The organism is Phyllobacterium myrsinacearum (genome assembly GCF_002980555.1).
Lineage (GTDB): Bacteria > Pseudomonadota > Alphaproteobacteria > Rhizobiales > Rhizobiaceae > Phyllobacterium > Phyllobacterium myrsinacearum.
On the sequence record NZ_PVBT01000005.1, the window covers coordinates 16536 to 36030 of the forward strand.

16 protein-coding genes are annotated in these 19495 nt (G+C 61.5%); 6 read left to right on the forward strand and 10 right to left on the reverse strand.

Going from position 1 to position 19495, the window contains the following annotated elements; all coding sequences use genetic code 11:
* Positions 1–108: 108 nt before the first annotated feature.
* Positions 109–3726, reverse strand: coding sequence for a hydantoinase B/oxoprolinase family protein (locus C5750_RS16655; protein ID WP_105735061.1), 3618 nt, complete (start codon positions 3724–3726; stop codon positions 109–111).
* 120 nt (positions 3727–3846) lie between these two features.
* Between C5750_RS16655 and C5750_RS16660 the strand changes: the two genes are divergently transcribed.
* Genes C5750_RS16660 through C5750_RS16685 form a run of 6 tightly spaced genes read left to right on the forward strand, consistent with a single transcriptional unit; the run spans position 3847 to position 11441 of the window.
* Positions 3847–4434 carry a winged helix DNA-binding protein gene (locus tag C5750_RS16660; protein ID WP_105735062.1) on the forward strand — a complete coding sequence of 196 codons (588 nt, stop codon included), beginning with the start codon at positions 3847–3849 and terminating at the stop codon, positions 4432–4434.
* Positions 4435–4449: 15 nt separating this feature from the next.
* Positions 4450–6282 carry an ABC transporter ATP-binding protein gene (locus tag C5750_RS16665; RefSeq protein ID WP_105735063.1) on the forward strand — a complete coding sequence of 611 codons (1833 nt, stop codon included), beginning with the start codon at positions 4450–4452 and terminating at the stop codon, positions 6280–6282.
* A 36-nt stretch (positions 6283–6318) separates the two neighbouring features.
* Positions 6319–7854, forward strand: coding sequence for an ABC transporter substrate-binding protein (locus C5750_RS16670; protein ID WP_105735064.1), 1536 nt, complete (start codon positions 6319–6321; stop codon positions 7852–7854).
* Between the two features lie 57 nt (positions 7855–7911).
* A complete protein-coding gene (locus C5750_RS16675) occupies positions 7912–8835 on the forward strand; it encodes an ABC transporter permease (RefSeq protein ID WP_105735065.1) in 924 nt (307 codons plus the stop codon).
* A gap of 4 nt (positions 8836–8839) precedes the next feature.
* Positions 8840–9694 (forward strand): ABC transporter permease, encoded by an 855-nt coding sequence (locus C5750_RS16680; protein ID WP_105735066.1) that lies wholly within the window; start codon positions 8840–8842, stop codon positions 9692–9694.
* A gap of 16 nt (positions 9695–9710) precedes the next feature.
* Entirely contained in the window at positions 9711–11441 is a 1731-nt protein-coding gene (locus tag C5750_RS16685) for a M14 family metallopeptidase (protein ID WP_105735067.1), read from the forward strand.
* A gap of 10 nt (positions 11442–11451) precedes the next feature.
* Here C5750_RS16685 and C5750_RS16690 read toward each other — a convergent pair whose 3' ends face one another.
* The 9 genes from C5750_RS16690 to pcaH all read right to left on the reverse strand — a co-directional run bounded on the left by C5750_RS16690 (position 11452) and on the right by pcaH (position 19491).
* Complete coding sequence (locus tag C5750_RS16690; RefSeq protein WP_105735068.1) at positions 11452–12261, reverse strand: alpha/beta fold hydrolase; 810 nt, start codon at positions 12259–12261, stop codon at positions 11452–11454.
* Between the two features lie 29 nt (positions 12262–12290).
* Complete coding sequence (locus tag C5750_RS16695; RefSeq protein ID WP_105735069.1) at positions 12291–13010, reverse strand: ABC transporter ATP-binding protein; 720 nt, start codon at positions 13008–13010, stop codon at positions 12291–12293.
* Complete coding sequence (locus tag C5750_RS16700; RefSeq protein ID WP_105735070.1) at positions 12991–13755, reverse strand: ABC transporter ATP-binding protein; 765 nt, start codon at positions 13753–13755, stop codon at positions 12991–12993. Before C5750_RS16700 ends, C5750_RS16695 begins: the two co-directional genes overlap by 20 nt.
* The gene (locus C5750_RS16705; RefSeq protein ID WP_105735071.1) at positions 13752–14759 is read right to left on the reverse strand and encodes a branched-chain amino acid ABC transporter permease; all 1008 of its coding nucleotides are present in this window, start codon (positions 14757–14759) and stop codon (positions 13752–13754) included. The genes C5750_RS16700 and C5750_RS16705 overlap by 4 nt, the downstream gene beginning before the upstream one ends.
* 1 nt (position 14760) lies before the next feature.
* On the reverse strand, positions 14761–15624 hold the full coding sequence (locus C5750_RS16710) for a branched-chain amino acid ABC transporter permease (protein ID WP_105735072.1): 864 nt from the start codon (positions 15622–15624) through the stop codon (positions 14761–14763).
* Positions 15625–15756: 132 nt separating this feature from the next.
* A complete protein-coding gene (locus C5750_RS16715) occupies positions 15757–16929 on the reverse strand; it encodes an ABC transporter substrate-binding protein (protein ID WP_105735366.1) in 1173 nt (390 codons plus the stop codon).
* Between the two features lie 130 nt (positions 16930–17059).
* On the reverse strand, positions 17060–18133 hold the full coding sequence (locus tag C5750_RS16720) for a 3-carboxy-cis,cis-muconate cycloisomerase (protein ID WP_105735073.1): 1074 nt from the start codon (positions 18131–18133) through the stop codon (positions 17060–17062).
* Between the two features lie 3 nt (positions 18134–18136).
* Complete coding sequence (gene pcaG / locus C5750_RS16725) at positions 18137–18751, reverse strand: protocatechuate 3,4-dioxygenase subunit alpha (RefSeq protein ID WP_105735074.1); 615 nt, start codon at positions 18749–18751, stop codon at positions 18137–18139.
* Positions 18751–19491 (reverse strand): protocatechuate 3,4-dioxygenase subunit beta, encoded by a 741-nt coding sequence (gene pcaH / locus C5750_RS16730; RefSeq protein ID WP_105735075.1) that lies wholly within the window; start codon positions 19489–19491, stop codon positions 18751–18753. Before pcaH ends, pcaG begins: the two co-directional genes overlap by 1 nt.
* Between the last annotated feature and the right edge of the window lie 4 nt (positions 19492–19495).

Genomic DNA, 19495 nt, shown 5'->3' on the forward strand with positions numbered 1-19495 from the left:
TACGGCATGAAAATGCGCGCTTTGCAGCGCTTGCAAATACCACCGGTTGCAGAACATGAGGCCTTCAGGCAGGTTTTACCAAGAGGAAAGGCACACCTGCCGGAAAATTCATGCCTCGGGCTTGCCGTAGCCGCCGCCCGTCGGCGTGACGATGATGAAGGCTTCACCCGCCTCTAGCACGGTGTGCGCACAGCCCTGCAGCGCCTCGACAGCGCCATTGCTGCGGCGCACCGCATTGGAGCCCGTCTGCCCCGGCTCCCCGCCCTTCAGGCCGAACGGCGCGACACGGCGATGACCGGAAAGAATGGCGAAGTCGAGCTTTTCCTGTGCACGGATCGTCCGCTGCGTGCCATTTCCAGCGGACCATTTTCCCTTGCCGCCGGAACCGGCGCGGATGTGGAAATCTTCCAGAACCACCGGGAAACGCGTTTCCAGAATCTCCGGATCGGTCAGCCGGGAGTTGGTCATGTGGGTGTGGATGGCATCGGCACCGTTATATCCGGGGCCGGCCGGGGCACCGGAGCAGATCGTCTCGTAATACTGGTACTGGTCATTGCCGAAGGTCAGATTGTTCATCGTTCCCTGCGCGGTAGCCTGCGCGCCCACCGCACCGAACAGGCAGTTCGTGACGGCCTGGCTGACCTCGACATTGCCCGCAACAACCGCCGCCGGATATTCCGGCGAGAGCATCGTGCCATCGGGGACGATGATGTGGATCGGGCGCAGACACCCGGCATTCATCGGAATGTCGCTCTGCACCAGTGTGCGGAAGACATAGAGCACAGCAGCGCGTGTCACCGGACGCGGCGCGTTGAAATTGTCGGAACGCTGTTCCGATGTGCCGGTGAAATCCACCGTTACTTCGCGCGCAACCTTGTCGACCGAGATTTTGACGACGATGCTGCACCCCTGATCCATTTCATAGGTGAAGCTGCCATCCTGCAGCTGGTCGAGGACGCGGCGCACGCTCTCGGCGGCATTGTCCTGCACGTGACCCATATAGGCCTCGACGACATCCTCGCCGAAATGGCTGATCATCTTGCGCAGCTCCGCCACGCCCTTTTCATTGGCGGCAACCTGCGCCTTCAGGTCATTGACGTTCTGCAACAGCGTGCGCACGGGGTAGCGGGCACCGGTCAGCAGGGCTGCCAGCTCATCCTCGCAGAAGCGGCCGCGATCGAGCAGCTTGAAATTGTCGATGTAGACGCCTTCTTCTTCAATGTTCGTTGCCAGAGGCGACATGGAGCCCGGCGCGATGCCGCCGATATCCGCATGATGGCCACGGCTCGCCACCCAGAAACGGATCGTCGTACCGGCATCGTCGAACACAGGGGTGCAGACCGTCAGGTCCGGCAGGTGCGTACCGCCATTATAGGGAGCATTGATGAGGAAGACATCGCCGGGATGAATAACCGGATTTTCCCGGATTGCGGCGGCAACCGACGCGTCCATGGAGCCAAGATGCACCGGCATATGCGGCGCATTGGCGACAAGATTGCCTTCCGCATCGAAAACGGCGCAGGAGAAATCCAGCCGCTCCTTGATGTTGACGGAATAGGCGGTGTTCTGCAGCGTCACGCCCATCTGCTCGGCGATCGACATGAAGAGATTGTTGAAAATCTCCAGCATCACCGGATCGGCCTTGGTCCCGATGGCCGAACGGTCCGGCAGCGCCTTGATGCGCTTGAGAACAATATGGTTCTTGGCCGTCAGTTCCGCCTGCCAGCCGTCCTCGATAACGATGGTCTGGTTCGGCTCGATGATGATGGCCGGGCCGGTCAGGCGCTGGCCAGGCTGCATCGCATCGCGCAGCACCACGGCCGCCTCATGCGCGGACCCTTGCGAGTAAAAACGGTTGTGCCGCACCGCATCCGGTTCGCCGTTTGCAGTCGCATCGACAGCCGTTTCGGCTTGACCGGCACCGCCTCCGACTGTTTCCACTTCCACCGCGTCGATGACCAGCGCCTTGTTTTCGGCGACAAATCCAAAACGGCGCTTGTGCAGGATTTCAAATTCGCGCCGCAAACGGCCGATATCGTCATGCGCCGGAAAAGTCGCCTCGACGGCCAGCACGGTATCCGTACCGGCATAGCGAATATGGGCGCGCACAATGGTGGTGATCTCGCTGTCAGCGATGCCCTGCGCATTGAGCTCGGACAGGCATTCCCGCTGCAGTTCCGCAGCCAGACCGGCAAGCGGGACGGGGGCGGCCGGATCGAGCGGCACACCCAGCGCCTTCTGCCGGGTCGCCCGGATATCGGCAAGCCCCATGCCATAGGCCGACAGCAGGCCCGACATCGGATGAACGAGAATGCTCTTCATGCCCAGCGCATCGGCAACCAGACAGGCGTGCTGGCCGCCCGCGCCGCCAAAACAGCTGAGTGCATAGCGTGTCACATCATAGCCGCGCTGCACCGAGATTTTCTTGATCGCCTCGACCATATTGGCAACGGCAATGCGGATAAAGCCGTCGGCCACGTCTTCGGGGCTGCGGCCATCGCCGATCCGGCCCGCCAATTCGGCAAAGCGCGAGCGCACGGCATCGACATCCAGCGGCTGGTTCTGGTCCGGTCCGAAGATCGGCGGGAAGAATTCGGGCAGCAGCTTGCCGACCATGACGTTGGCGTCGGTCACGGCCAGCGGGCCGCCATTGCGGTAGCAGGCGGGACCGGGATTGGCACCGGCGGAATCCGGGCCGACGCGGAAACGCCCGGCATCGAAATGCAGGATGGACCCGCCACCGGCGGCCACCGTGTGGATAAGCATCATCGGCGCACGCACACGCACCCCCGCCACCTCCGTCTCGAAAGCGCGCTCATACTCGCCGTCGAAATGCGCAACGTCCGTCGATGTGCCGCCCATGTCGAAACCGATGACATTGGGAAAGCCCGCCTCTTCACCCGTCCGGGCCAGGCCGACAACGCCGCCGGCCGGGCCGGACAGGATGGCATCCTTGCCCTGGAACATATCGGCGGCAGTCAGACCGCCCGAGGACATCATGAACATGACGCGCGCGCCGGTGCGGGCAATATCCAGCTCCGCCGACACCTGCGCCACGTAGCGGCGCAGGACCGGCGAGAGATAGGCGTCGATGACAGTTGTATCGCCGCGCCCGACCAGCTTGATCAGCGGCGAAACCTCGTGGCTGACGGATACCTGGGTAAAACCCATCTCCCGGGCGATCGCGGCCATGGCAGCCTCGTGCGCCGGAAATTTGTAGGCATGCATGAACACGATGGCGAGCGCGTCATAGCCTTCATCCTTCAACGCTTTCAGGGCGGCGCGCGCCTGCACTTCGTCAAAGGCGGTTTCGACCGTGCCATCGGCGAGCACCCGCTCATTGACCTCGACAACCCGGTCGTAAAGTGCCTCCGCCTTGATGATCTCGGTGGCAAAGATGTTCTTGCGTTCCTGATAACCAATGCGCAGGGCATCGCGAAAGCCCCTGGTCGTCACGAGGGCAAGCCGTTCGCCCTTGCGCTCCAGCAGGGCATTGGTGGCAACGGTGGTGCCCATGCGCACTTCGCCGATGCGCCCGGCCGGAATGGCTTCGCCCGGCTTCAGCCCGAGATGCAGGCGGATGCCCTGTACGGCGGCGTCCTTGTAGGCCTCGGGATTCTCGGACAGTACCTTGCGGGCATGCAGCGTGCCGTGCGGATCGCGCCCGATGACATCGGTAAACGTGCCGCCCCGGTCGACCCAGAAATCCCAGCTTCCGATGCTCATCCCGCACTCCTCTTGATCGACTGCCACATTTGTAAGCATGCTCAATTAATAGACTATGGCGTCATTGACAATATGTCGATAAAATGATGATATAAATTCGTCAAGGCGGAGGCAAGCAGAATGACGACTGGTCCGAAAGACCACACCACGGCGGATCTCGAACAATTTGCAACGGCACTGCCGAAGCATCTCAAACCCGTCTCCTCCATTGGCCCCATTGTCTCGTCAGCCCATCTTGCCGAAGGCGGTTCGCCCGGCCTTTCCGAAGTCGAATACGGCATGATCCTCGCCTCCCATGCCTTTTCCCGCTGGATGGTGCGCTGCATGGCAGCCGCAGGACTGCCGGGACTTTCGGCTACGGAAATTCTCATTCTTCACTCCGTCCGGCATCGCGGCCGCGAGAAGAAACTCGCCGACATCTGCCTGGTTCTCGATATCGAAGACACGCATGTCGCCACCTATGCCATCCGCAAGCTGGAAGCGGCCGGACTTGTCACCACCGGCAAGGCTGCCAAGGAAAAGACGATCAAGATCACCAATAAGGGTGCCGATGCCTGCACGCGCTACGCCCAGATCCGCGAGCGGCTGTTTGTGGCATCGACGACCAATGCCCGGCCAGCCGAGGATACGCTGTCTGAAATCGCTGCCGTCCTGCGCTTTCTCTCCGGCGCCTATGATCAGGCAGCCCGCGCTGCCACCACACTTTAATACAAGGATTATTGCGTGACCGGTGAACCCTCTCCCCCGCTCCTGGCCGTGGACAATCTTTCCGTTGCCTTTGGTCCGTCGCGTGTTGTGGAGAATTTGAGCTTTTCGGTGCAAGCCGGGCGCACGCTCGCCATTGTCGGCGAATCCGGATCGGGCAAGTCCGTCACCTCGCTTTCCGTCATGCGGCTTGCCGACATGATGGGCGGCCAGTTCCCCACCGGCCAGGTGCTGTTCGAAAGCCGCCAGGGACGGATCGACCTGACCACCGCCACACAGAAAACCATGCGCGGCATTCGCGGCAAGGAGATCGCCATGATCTTCCAGGAGCCGATGACCTCGCTCAATCCGGTGTTCACCATCGGCGACCAGATCGCCGAAGTTCTGATCCTGCACGAGGGCATGTCCAAACAGGCGGCGCTGGCCGAGGCCAAAAGGCTTCTCGATATGGTGCGCCTGCCCGATGCTGCCAATCTGCTCGCCCGTTACCCGCACCAGCTGTCCGGCGGCATGCGTCAGCGCGTCATGATCGCTATGGCACTTGCCTGCCGTCCGAAACTGCTGATCGCCGATGAGCCGACAACTGCCCTCGATGTCACCATTCAGGCGCAGATTCTGACCATCATCCGCGAGTTGCAGACCGAACTCGGCATGGCGGTGATCTTCATCACCCACGACATGGGCGTTGTCGCCGAAATGGCCGACGACGTAGTGGTGATGTGGAAAGGCCGAAAGGTGGAAGAAGGCACGGTTGCCGACATTTTTGCCCGCCCGCAGCATCCCTATACCCAGACCCTGCTCGCCGCCGTACCGAAACTCGGCAGCATGACCGGAGAGGCTTTTCCCAAGCGCCTGCCGCTGACGGTCATGGACGGTGACACACCCCGCCTTGTCGGCGGCGAGCATGTTCAGGACACGGCCCGCTACGGCCTGCCGCCTGTCCTTTCCGTCCGCGACCTCGTCACGCGCTTCAACATCAAGAAGGGCATTTTCGGCGGCGTTACCCACCGGGTCCATGCGGTTGAGAAGGTCTCGTTCGACATCCATCCCGGCGAAACCCTTGCGCTTGTCGGTGAGTCCGGTTCCGGGAAATCCACCATCGGCCGGACGATCCAGCAGCTGCAGAAGGAAACATCAGGCACCATTCTGTTTGGCGGGCGTCCCGTTTCGTCGATGAATGGCACCGAACGGCAAAAGCTGCGGCAGGAAATCCAGTATATTTTCCAGGACCCGTTTGCCTCGCTCGATCCGCGCAAGACCGTCGGCTTCTCCATTGCCGAACCCATCCGCACCCACGCATTGATCGACGGAAGCAAGCCCATCCAGAAACGGGTCGATGAATTGCTGGAACGGGTCGGCCTGACCAGCGCCCATGCCAGCCGCTATCCGCACGAGTTTTCCGGCGGCCAGCGCCAGCGCGTCTGCATTGCCCGCGCGCTCGCGTCCAATCCGAAACTGATCATTGCCGACGAGGCACTGTCGGCGCTCGATGTTTCCATTCAGGCGCAAATCCTCAACCTGTTCATGGAATTGCAGGAACAGCAGGGCCTCTCCTATCTCTTCATCAGCCATGACATGGCTGTCGTTGAAAAGATGAGTCACCGGGTCGCCGTCCTTTATCTGGGCCAGGTCGTGGAGATCGGTACCCGCCAGCAGATTTTCGAAACACCGGCGCATCCCTATACACAGCGCCTTTTGTCGGCAGTCCCCGTGGCTGATCCGGCACGTGCCCGCAACCGCGCCATGCTGGAAGGTGAAATACCAAGCCCCATTCGCCGCGTCGGCGACGAACCGGCCATTTTCAAGCGAACCGAAATTGCACCCGGCCACTTTGTGGCGAGTGCCGCCTGAACCACAACGTCTATATATAATGAGGAGAACACCACAATGATAAGAACACGACGGGGAATACATGCAGCGTTTCTGGCGCTGGGTCTGGCAGGCACAGCCTTGCTCGCGGCGCCCGCATGGGCGGCGGGTACGCTGACCATTTCGTCACCGCAAGACCCGGGCAGCTGGGATCCGATCGATACGTTTCTCGTCAACTGGGCCTCGGTTGCCACCAATATCTATGACGGCCTGACCTATCGCGGCGCCGATTTGAAACTGGTGCCCGGCCTTGCCACCGCCTGGGAAGAACTCGACGACGGCAAGCGCATCCGCTTCACCCTGCGCGAAGGCGTGAAATTCCACGACGGCGAGCCCTTCAATGCGGAAGCGGTCAAATTCACCTTTGACCGTCTTCTCGGCGAAGAAGGCAAGAAGGGTCCGCAGCGTTCCAACTATGCTGCCATTGACAAGGTGGAAATCATCGACGCCAAGACCGTCGATTTCCACCTGAGGGCGCCGGACCCGGTGCTTCTGACCAAGCTCGCCGGCTACGGCGCCATGATCGTGCCGCCGAAATACATCCAGGAAAAGGGTGACGATTATTTCAACGCCCATCCCGTTGGCACAGGCCCGTTCAAGGTCACATCCTACGAGCCCAAGATCGGCATCAAGCTCGAAGCCTTTGCCGACCATTGGGGCGGCGCACCCAAACTCTCCAACCTCGAATACCGCTTTATCGCCGAACCCGCGACGGCCGTGGCCGAACTGCAGGCAGGCCGCGTCGATCTGGTCATTCCACCCACAATCCCGGTCGGCATGATCCCGACCATCCAGGCCGATCCGAAGCTGGAGGTGGTCAGCACCGCCGGACCGACCGTCTATGCCCTGCGCTTCAACACCAAGAGCGGCCCGACAGCCGACGAGCGGGTGCGCAAGGCGCTGATCCTTGGCGTTGATCGCGATGCGATTATCAAGACCATCCTTGGCGGCCAGGCGGCGCCCATTGCCAGCTTCCAGGGCGCTCTGTCCTTCGGCAACGATCCCGCCATGAAGCCGCTGCCCTACGATCCGGAAAAAGCCAAAGCCCTGTTGAAGGAAGCCGGCATTGCAACCGGCACCACGCTGCAGATCGACGTGCGCGGCAACGACTCCACGTTCAACGAGGTGTCGCAGGCCATCGCCAGCTATCTCCAGGTCATCGGGCTCAACGCCACGATCAAGCCCTACGAAACCAACGTCCTGCTCAACGACATCATCCCGGCGGGCAAGACCGGCGCGATGTTCGAACAGGCATGGGGCGGCTGGACGCTCGACTACGACAACACCGCCTATTCCATGTATCACTCGGGTGAAAAGTGGAACCCCTATGACAGCGATCCCAAGCTCGATGCGCTGCTGGAATCGCAGCGCTCCATTACCGACCGGGCAAAGCGCGAGGAAATCCTCCAGTCGATCGCCCACTACACGGCGGATCGGGCGCTGGAAATCCCGCTCTACAATTACAATGCGATTTTCGGCGTGAGCAAGCGCGTGAAGAATTTTACGCCTGTCCCCGACAGCCGCCTGCGGCTGACGGATGTCACGGTCGAGTAGCAAAACAGGCCCGTCGCCTTGCAAGGGGCGGCGGGCCAAGGATTGAAGGATAGAGACGTGGCTGGTTTTCTCATCAAACGCTTTCTGCAGGCGATCTTCGTCGTCATCGTCGTGACGCTCATCGTGGCATTCGCCATTCGCCTCACCGGCGATCCGGCGCTGATGCTGACGCAAGGCGCCGGCAGCGTCACCGAGGCGGACCTTGTCCGCATCCGCGAGGCGCTTGGTCTCAACCAGCCGTTTCTTGTCCAGTATTTCGGCTTCATCAAGGGGCTGTTCACGCTCGATTTCGGCCGCAGCTTCCTTGGCGGCACGAAGGTATCCACCCTGCTTGCCGCCGCCTTGCCCGCGACGCTGCTTCTTGCCTTCTCCTCCCTGATCGTCTCCATCGCCATTTCCATTCCGCTCGGCATCAAGGCAGCGACGGCGCGCGGCAAGTGGGCGGATCAGGCGATCCGCATTCTGTCGCTGGTCGGCCTGTCCTTCCCGAATTTCTGGCTGGCGCTGATGCTGGTGCTTTTGTTCGCCATCACGTTGAAATGGCTGCCGCCGAGCGGCATGAACGGTTTCGAGAGCTTCATCATGCCCGCCGTGACCATGGGCATCATCCTCACCGCCACCAATGTGCGCCTGGTGCGCACCGCCATGCTGGAAACCCTCAATTCACAATACATCATGGTTGCCCGGGCCAAGGGCCTCAGCGAGAATGTCGTGCTGTACAAGCATGCATTGCGCAATTGCGCCATTCCGCTCATCACCTATTTCGGCCTGCAGTTCGGCGGCCTGCTCGGCGGCATCGTGGTGGTCGAGCGCGTATTCAACTGGCCGGGTCTTGGCACACTCGCATTCGATGCCGTCGGCGCGCGCGACTATCCCGTGCTGCAGGCGGTCATCACGGTCCTTTCCCTGATGATCATCGGCGTCAATCTTCTCGTCGACATCGCCTATGGCCTTGTCGACCCGCGCATCCGGACGGAGTAAGCCCATGTCTGCCGTAGCCTCCACCCCTCGATTTGCGCGGTTCCGCAATCTGGAATTTATTCTCGGCGCGCTGCTCGCCGGCGGCATGTGCCTCGCCGTCATCTTCTCCAGCGCCATCTTCCCGGGCGGCGCCGAAAAGATCGACCTGATGGCGCGCTTGCTGCCGCCCTTCATGAAATGGGCACACCCCTTCGGCACCGACCCGCTCGGCCGGGACGTGCTGGCACGCGTGATCACCGGCGGCAAGATTTCGCTGCAGGTCGGCTTCATCTCCGTTGCCGGCGCCGTCATCATCGGCGTGGTGATGGGCCTGATCTCCGGTTATTACCGCGGTTTCTGGGACATGGTGGTGATGCGGTTTGCCGATGTGCAGCTCGCCATGCCGTTCATCCTCCTTGCCATCACTTTCATTGCCATTGCCGGCGGCGGCCTGACCAACATGATCATCCTGCTGATCGTCTCGCAATGGGTGCAGTATGCCCGGCTGGTGCGCGGCTCTGTGCTGTCGCTGCGGGACCGGGAATTCATCCTCTCGGCGCGCGCCATCGGCGTGAAAGACCACCGTATTCTGTTCCAGCATCTGCTGCCGAACCTGATCGGGCCGGTCATCGTGCTGATGACCCTGAACGTTGCCACCAATATCCTGCTGGAGAGCAGCCTGACCTTTCTCGGCCTTGGCGTCGACCCGTTGATCCCGAGCTGGGGCGGCATGCTTGCGGACGGGCGCACCTATCTGCAGAATGCCTGGTGGGTCAGCGTCTTTCCCGGCCTTGCCATTCTCCTGACCGTACTGGGCTTGAACCTTCTGGGCGATTGGCTGCGCGACAGCCTTGATCCCACCGGACGAACATCGCGCTAATCAACAGTGAATTGAAATGACACTTGTTTATGAAAGCGGCTTCAACCGCATCCTCGACCAGCTTCTCGCAACCTATGGCGAGGCGGCCGCCCGCGGCACGCGCTTCGAAGCCTGGCTGTTCGAAGATGCGCCAAGCCGGCGGGCCGCCGAGGAAAAGCTTGCAGCCATCGGCGTTGAGGCACGCTTGCGCAGCGCCTACAAACCGCTCCTGCATTTCTTTCTGGAAGAGGTCGATACCGGCGCCCTGAAAAGCATCACCATCGCCTATCCCGTGCACGAAAACTGCCCGCAGAACCGCTTTCTCCTGGAAACCTATCCGCTGGCAGCGCTCACCGGCACCGCCGAGCTGCGCTTTGAAACCGGCAGCAGCGCACCCTTCACCTATGACGTGACGCTCACCTACAAGGACGGCCGCAAGGCTGAGCACAAGGTTTTCGCCCCCAATCGGATCCACACGGATTTCATCGGCGAAACCCTTGTCTCGCCGACCGGCTGGTTAAGGCTGAACGGCGCCTTCGAGGGAACGCGCCTCGAAACCGATTACGAAGCCCTGTTCGCCAACGCCATGCGCGCCGTGATCGATCATGACTGGGGCAATACCGAGCCCTATTTCGGCGAGCTCAACATTCGCGCAACACTCCCCATGGCCGACCAGCCGCTGCCATCAGGCGATGAAGTCATCAGCCTGCGCGAGGCGCTGCACGAAGACTTCTATTTTTCGCTGCTGGAAGTATTCCAGAAAAAATCCGGCCGTCCGCTCGGCGACCGCGGGTTGCAGCCCGGCCAGATCATACCGGAGATCGTCCACGGCAAGGGCACCCCTGCGATCCGGATCGAAACCCGCACGCTCGATACATCCGAAGCATCCGGCGAGGCACAGCCTCTTGCGACGGCGCATGCGCCCGTCTTCGTCGCACAGATCCACACGGAACTTGCCGGCATCGGCGGTGAACCCTTCGAGGCACGCTCGCGCGCCGGGAGGGCAGTTCAGGCCCGCTACCACAGGGGCACCGATGCCGCCGTCATGATCAGTGGCGGCCAGCATCCGAATGAAACAACCGGCATCATCGGTGCGCTGCGCGCAGCGCAGGCACTGGCGGATCGTCCCGGCGCGCATTTCACCATTTCGCCGCTGGAAAATCCGGATGGCTATGCGGCGCATCATCGTTTGCGCACCGACAATCCGCGTCACATGCACCATGCCGCGCGCTATACGGCGCTGGGCGACGACCTGGAATACCGCACCGCCGCACAGCCCTATGAAAAAGCGATCCGCTTTGAGGCACAGCGCCTGAGCGGTGCGCGCCTGCATATCAACCTGCATGGCTACCCCGCCCACGAATGGACGCGGCCGCTTTCCGGTTACGTGCCGCGCGGCTTTGCCATGTGGACCTTGCCGAAGGGCTTCTTCCTCATCATGCGTTACCAGCACGGATGGGAGGAGCGGGCCGAGCGCTTCATCGATGCGGTGACCCGGCGCCTGGCCGCCGTGCCGGGGCTCGTCGCCTTCAACGGCACGCAGATCAGTCTCTATGAAACCCATGCCGGTGAAACCGGTTTCCGCATCATCAACGGTTTTCCCTGCATGATCTCGGTCGATGACAGGCATGACGTGCTGCTGACGCTGATCACGGAATACCCCGATGAAACGATATATGGCGACGCATTCATTGCCGGCCATACCGCGCAGATGGAAACGGTTCTTGCCGCCTATGATGCGTTTCAAATGATCGAATCCGTCGCCTGAAAAGGGACCGTCAGCGCCCGTCGATGCGGGTGAGGAAACCCAGCACCGCCTCGTTGAACAGCTCCGGCCTTTGCAGCGGGGCGAAATGGCTGACGCCGGGCAGGCTGATCAGTTCGGCTCCGGGAATGCTGCGGGCGAGATAGGCGGCGTGCTCGGGTTTGATGAATTCGTCATGCTCGCTTTGCACGATGGCAACGGGCACACGGATATCGCCGAGATCAGCGGCGGTATAATTGGGTTCCGTTTTCATCATCAGGCTCACCGCGCCGACAAAGGCGTCGAATTCATCCGGCGTTGCCGAAAGCGCGGCGTAATCCTTCCTGTGACGGGCAAAACACCGGTCGATCACCGGTGTCGGTACGAAGTCCCTGGTGCCGCTCGAGTCCATGTTGCAACCAAAGAAGAAAACACCCGTGACGCGATCCGGTTTCTGGCTGGCGAGCACCAGTGCAATGCAGGCGCCGTCGCTCCAGCCGGCGAAGGCAGCCTTTTCAAGCTGTAAGGTATCCATGACGGCGCGAACATCCGACGCCATGAGATGATAGGTATAGGGCCGCTCGTCCCGCGTGCTGCGGCCATGGCCGCGGCTGTCGATGAGAATGACCCGGCGGCCGGAATTGACCAGGGCCGGAAGCTGATACCCCCAGTTGCCGCTGTGGCCAAGGCCGCCATGCAGCAGGATCACCGGATGGCCGGTGCCGTAGGAGGCATACCAGATCCGGGCGCCATCATGCTCGACATAGCCTTCGCCGGTTGCCGCTGGCAAAGGCGCGGCACCATCCGCCTCGAATATCGTCAGATCGTCATCCCTGAATGTCATGGTCACCAATCCCCTCTCGGAACAAGGTTTCAATGGGCAAGGCTGGACACACCAAGCAGCTGATGAACCGTTTCATCGTCCTTGGACAATTGCTCCGACGAGCCGTCCCAGACGATGCGCCCGCGTTCGAGAATAATGACACGTTCGGCAAATTCCAAGGCGCTCTGGATGCGCTGCTCCACCAGGAGGATCGTCATTTCGCCGCTGGAAGCGAGGCGCGAAAACGCCGCCATCAGTTCCTCGCAGATAACCGGCGCCAGTCCCTCCAGCGGTTCGTCCAGAAGCAGGAGGGAAGGGCGGCCAAGGATGGTACGGGCCGTGGACAGCATCTGCTGTTCGCCGCCCGACAGTTTTGCGCCGGAATTGGTGCGGCGTTCGTACAGACGCGGAAACATGTCATAGGCTTCCTGCAGCGCACTGCGCGGCCGGCCTTTCAGGCCGACGAACAGATTTTCCTCCACCGTCAGCGATGGAAAAATCGCCCGCGACTGCGGAACGAAACCGAGCCCGCTCCAGGCGCGCGCGGCGCTGTCCATCGCCGTTACGTCACTGTTGCCGAGTTTGATGGTTCCGTCATAGCGCTTCGTCTGTCCGGCAAGCGTCGCAAACAATGTGGTTTTGCCGACACCGTTGCGCCCAAGCACGGCCACGCGTGACCCCGCCGCTGCCGTGAACGAGATGTTCTCGATCACCCGCGTCGGGCCATAGCCCGCGCACAGATTTTCCACTTCAAGCTGCGCTGCCGGCATGGGCATAGCTCCCCAGATAGGCTTCGCGCACCCGCGCATCTTTGGTCACATCGCGCGGCGAACCATCGAAGATGACCGCCCCGGCCGCCAGCACCACGACCCGTTTGGCAAAGCGGAAAACAAGATCCATGTCATGCTCGATCATCAGCACCGCAAGATCATCCGGCAATTGCGCAAGCGCATTTTCGATCAGGAATGTATCGCTGTGCGGCACGCCTGCCGCCGGCTCATCCAGCAGCAGGACTTTCGGACGCAGCGCCATCGCCAGGGCAATTTCAAGGAGGCGCTGCTGGCCATAGGCAATCGCGCCCACCGGCACCGATGCAAGCGCACCGAGACTGAGCGTATCAAGAATCCCGTTCATTTCACGCATGACTTGCGGCATGGCATGAAAATTCCCGGCCATGCGCCCGGATTTGCCCTCGCGCTGCAGGATGGCCAGCGCCACATGCTCCCCGGGCGTCATTTCCGGGAACAGCCGGGTGACCTGGAAGGATCGCACCAGCCCCGCACGCACGCGCCGCATCGGACTGAAACGGGAGATGTCCTCGCCATCCATCAGCACCCGGCCGGAACTCGCCTGCAGGTGCCCCGTCACCAGATTGACGAAGGTGGTTTTTCCCGCGCCGTTCGGACCGATCAGCGCCAGCCGGTCTCCCCGCGCCATGGACAGCGAAACATCCCGCGTGACATCCAGCCCGCCAAAGGATTTTTTCAGCCGTTCGACTGCAAAGACCGCACTCATGGGTTGCTCCTTGCAAAACGCCTGGCGAGATCGGCCGCGGTGCCATAGAGCCCCTTCGGCGCGAAGAGCACCACGGCAATCAGCAGAGCGCCGACAATGGTCAGCCAGTGGAACGGATTGGCGGCGGAGACCACATGTTCGAACCACATGAACACAACCGTGCCGGCAAGCGCGCCAAAGAGCGAGCCTGCGCCGCCCAGCACCAGCATGACCAGCGCTTCGGCCGAATTGGTGAAGCTCAGGCTGTCGAGCCCGACGACCTGCGTTGACACCGCATTGAGCGCACCGCCAATGCCGGCGACGACGCCCGATATCACATACATCCTGATCAGGCTCGCCTTGACCGAAGCGCCCATGGCGCTGACGCGCACCGGGTCCTGGCGGATGCCGCGGCACAGCATGCCGAAGGGCGAGCGCACGAGGATACGCAGGAGAACAAAGGCGGCGATGAGCAGGACGATACCGAAGATATAGGCCGTCCGCCCCCAAAGATCGAAGGCAAACAGCCCAAGCAGCGGATCGGGTGCAATGCCCGAGAGGCCATCGCTGCCGCCGGTATAGGCGGATGCCTTGTTGGCCGCTTCATGGAAAAGGTGAATGACGGCGATGGACAGGACCAGTTGGGCGAGGCCATGGCCGCGCAGGATGACAACGCCGGAGACAAGACCGGCGGCGGCCCCGGCGATGGCGCCGATGGCGATCATGCTCAGCGGTTCGGTGATGCCGAAGGTAACGGCAGCAATGCCTGCCGCATAGGCCCCCGCACCGAACAGTGCGGCATGACCGAGGGTCGCAACCCCGCAATAACCGGTGACGAGGTCAAGCGACAGCACCAGGAACATGATGGCGATGATACGGGTCAAAAGCGCCAGATTGTCCGGAAACAGGACGTAGCCGCCAATAGAAGCCAGGAGGATGACGGCAACGCCGATAAGATCACGCTGCCATGGCCTGCCCGTGCGGACAGCTGGAGCGGCAGACGTGGAGATGCCGGTGGCGCTCATGTCATTTCGCCCTTCCGAGAAGTCCGCGCGGAAATACCCAGACGATGGCGATAACCGCAAGATAGAAGAAGAACTCACCATATTCAGGCACGAGATAGCGTCCCGTCGTATCGATGGCGCCAAGCAGAAGGCAGGCTATGAGCGCGCCCGGAATGGAACCGGCACCGCCGACCGAGACGACAACGAGGAACGTCACCATGTAGCGCAGGGCATAATAGGGTTCGACGGGCAAAAGCTCCGCGCCGATCACGCCGCCGAAAGCTGCAAGCCCCACCGCGAGGGCAAAGCTTGCGGCATAGACAATCCGGGTACGCACGCCAAGCGAAGCGGCCATGGCCGTATTGTCGACGGAGGCGCGCAGCTTGACCCCGAACGACGTGCGCTCGATCAGAAACCACAGGCCGAGCGCCACGGCGACGCCGCAGCCAATGGCAAAGAGTTTGTGGGCGGCAATGGTGCGAAAACCGAGATTGACCGGTCCCTGCAGATCCGCGGGCAGGGGGATGGTCTTCAATGTCGGGCCAAAGACATAATTGGCAAGGCCGATGACGCAGAAGGTGATGCCGATGGTCATCAGCACCTGTGTCAGTTCCGGCGCGCCATAGATGCGGCGATAGAGGAAGCGCTCCAGCGGAATGGCGATGACGATCGTGCCGATGACAGCGAGAATGATGGCAAAACCGTAACCGAGGCCCAGATCGCGCGCCGCATAGGACGCGATATAGCCGCCGATCATGGCGAAGGCGCCATGGGCCAGGTTGACGACGCGCATCAGCCCCATGGTCACGGACAGGCCGATGGAGATGATGAAAAGCACCATTCCGTAGGCGAGCGCATCGACGCCTATGCTGAAGAAAACCTGCATCAGATCATCCCGGTCACGGAGGGAAGGCCATTACCCTCCTCTGTCCTGCCGGACATCTCCCCCACAAGGGGGAGATGGGCGGAAGCCCAGAGGGGGGTGCCTGAATCAGGTAAATTTCGCATTGGCTATCGCCTATTTGGCCGCAGCCAGACCGGGGTCGGGCTGCTTCTCAAACGTCTTGATTTCCTTGTTGTAATAGGCGCCGTCGCTGCCCTTGGCGACTTCGCGCAGATAGATGTTCTGCGTGATGTGCCGGGTTTCCGGATCGATCGACACCGGACCGCGCGGGCTTTCCCAGGCAAGGCCCTTCACCGCATCGACCGCCTTCTTGGCGTCCTGTTTGCCGCCGGTGGCTTCGATCATCTTGTAGATCACATGCATGCCGTCATAGGCGCCGACCGACGGGAACGAGAGTTCCGCCGGATTGCCGATGGCCTTGCGCGCCGCCTCGACAAAGGCCCTGTTCTCGGGCGAGTCATGCGCGATGGCATAGTGGAACGTGGTGAGGATACCGAGCGCCGCATCGCCAAGCGCCGGCAGATCGGATTCCTGCGTCAGGTCGCCCGGAGCGAGAAACTGCACGCCGGCTTCCTTCAGGCCATTCTCATTATAGGCTTTGACAAAACCCAGCGTCGTCGGACCCGATGGCAGGAAAGCAAAGACCGCCTGCGCCCCGGAATTGCGTACGCGCTGCATGACCGGGCTGAAATCATTGGTCGACAGCGGCATGCGGATGGATTCGACGACCTTGCCGCCCTCCTTCTCGAAGGTGGTCTTGAAGGCATTCTCCGCATCGACGCCCGGCCCGTAATCACTGACCACGGTAATGGCTTTCTCGATACCGCGCTCGCGGGCAATTTTGGCCATCGGTGCGGATGTCTGCCAGGTGGTGAACGACGTGCGCACCACATAGGGGCTCTTGGTGACAATGGCCGAGGTCGCGGCATTCATGACCACCAGCGGCACATTGGCCTGCTGCAGGAGCGGCGTGACGGCCATGGCATCGGGGGTGAAATAGAAGCCCGCGAGATACTGCACACCTTCCTTCACCACCAGCTCCTGCGCTAGCGCCTTCGATTGTGCGGGATCGGCCTGCGGCACGTCGCGGTACAGCACTTCGATCGTGTCATTGCCGATCTTGTTGCCATGGGTGGCGATATAGGCGTCAATGCCGGCCTTGAAGTTCTTGCCCTGAATGGCGAACGGACCCGAGAACGGGCCGACCACGCCGATCTTGATCACATCGGCATAGGCCGCACCGCCAAGCAGAACGGCTGCCGCTGCAGCCAGAATAAGCTTTTTCATCATTCCTCCCTTTGATCCCCTGCCGGCCAGATCATTCTCCTCATCTGGTCCGTTTGGAATGTTTCGTTCAATGTCTCATACCGGTTGGTAATGTAAAATGAAAACTATGCGCTATTGCATAATCTCCAAGTTATGATTGCGTCTGCGATCTGCCGTTTCCGAGCCCCGTTATGGAAGACAACAGGCTGCCCGCCGCCTGCAGCGATGCCGCTGAGGCCGAGACCATGGACGGCAGGATCAGCCACTCCAGTGTCCAGGCCGCGCCGGACCGCTCCTGCTCGTGCACCAGCGCCTGATGCATGCCGGAAAGCTGCACGGCGTTGTAGCGGGCAAGTGTGACAAGCAGTTCCGCCTGAACCGGATTCTGCTTGTGCGGCATGGCCGATGAACTTCCGCCGCCACTGAGGCTGATCGCACCGCCGGACTGCGCAAGCAAGGCAATATCCTGTCCGATTTTCCCCAGACTGCCGGTCACCAGCGAAAGGAAGCCGGCGAAGTCGGCAATACGGTCGCGCTGGCTATGCCATTGCGGCCCGTCATAAAGGCCTAGCGCCGCGGCAAGGCGCTGCCGAACAGCGTTCGCCTTATCGCCCAGCTTTTCCAGCGTGCCCGCTGCGCCTCCGAATTGAACGGCCGGAAAAGCCTGGGTGAGAAAGGCGAGCCTTTGCCGGTCGCGAAGCAAGGGTGCCCGCCACGCGTCGATGCGATCGCGAACAGCGATGGGAATGGCCGCCTGCATGCGCGTATGCCCCATCAGACTGTTTGAGCCAAAGGCAGCCTCAAGCCGATCCAACCCGGCGATCACATCGCCCAGTCCGCCGGCAAGATGGGCAATGGCGGGCTTCAGCCGGATCATCAGGCTGGTATCGATGACATCCTGGCTGGTGGCGCCGAAATGCAGGGCGTTCCGATGTTCCCCGGGAATTGTCGCACGCAATTGCCGCACCAGCTCCGGCACCACCACGCCATCGCGGGCGGTCGCGTCCTGCAAGGCCATCATGTCAGGCACGAAACACCGGCAGGCCGTGGCGATGGCTCGCGCGGCATCGGCGGAGATAAGCTCGTCATCCGCCTGTGCCTGCGCCAGTGCCGCCTCGAAGTCGAGCATTGCAGCGATATCGGCGCTGGCGGAAAACCAGTCCGCCGCCGCTTGCGCGCCGAGAAGGCCGGAGAGAAACGGATGATCGAAGGGCGAGATACTCATCGGTCAGATATCGAAGAAGACAGTTTCCTTCTCCCCCTGCAGATGGATATCGAAATGATAGGCCGATCCCTCCCGGCGGGCGAGAAGCGTCGGCACGCGGTTGCGGTGCTCGATGCGCTGCAGCACCGGGTCTTCGGCGTTTGCGGCCTCCTCATCAGCAAAATAGAGCCGGGTCTGCAGACCGATATTGATGCCGCGCGCCACGATCCACAGCGTCACATGCGGCGCCATCAGCCTGCCGTCCTTGTAGGGCACACGGCCGGGCCTGATCGTCTCAAACACATACTCACCGGTTTCCATATCCGTCGGGCAGCGGCCCCATCCGGTGAAATTCGCATCGGCGGTGCCGCGCATTTCCGATGGGCTGTTGTAGAGCCCCGCAGCATCCGCCTGCCAGATTTCCACCAGCGCATCGCGCAGCGGCGTTCCGGTTCCGTCAAAAATCCGGCCGCGCAGGGTGATGCGCTCGCCCAGGGTCTTGTCATTGACCATGGCAGCGCCAAGATCGGTGTCATAAACACCTGCGATTCCCGAGAAATTCGGCGTGCAGCCGATGTGCACATAGGGTCCGGCAGTCTGCGACGGCGTTTCCTTGAGAAAACCCAGAGACTGAACCATCAATTGCCCTCCATCCGGTTCTCGAACAGCGTGGAACGGCGCCCGCGCAGCACGATATCAAACTTGTAGGCGCGCGCGTCCATGGGAATGGTGTTCTGGCGGTCGAGCGCGGCGATCAATTGTTCGATGGCCGCCCTGTCGGGGATCGATTTGACGATCGGGCACTGCCAGATCATCGGATCACCCTCGAAATACATCTGCGTAATCAGCCGCTGGGCAAATCCGTGCCCGAAAACGGAAAAATGGATGTGGGCCGGCCGCCAGTCATTGACGCCGTTCGGCCAGGGATAGGCGCCGGGCTTGACCGTGCGGAAACGGTAATAGCCATCCTCGTCCGTGATGGTGCGGCCGCAGCCGCCAAAATTCGGATCGAGCGCCGCAAGATAGCCTTCGCGCTTGTGGCGGTAGCGTCCGCCGGCATTGGCCTGCCAGAATTCGAGCAGCGCACCCGCCACACCAACACCGCGCTCGTCGACCACGCGGCCATGCACGATGATGCGCTGGCCGATGGCGCTTTCACCCGGCTTGGCAAAATTGTGGATCAGATCCGCATCCAGTTTGCCGAGCAGCGCATGCCCGAACACCGGACCGGTGATTTCCGACAAAGTATTATCGAGCGACAACAGCGCCCGTTGCGGCGAGCGGACGACACTTGTCTTGTAATCCGGCGTATAGGCAGGGGGATGCCATTGCCTGTCGCGCTGGAAGAATGCTCCGGTTTCCAGTTTTCTATTGGACACTCTT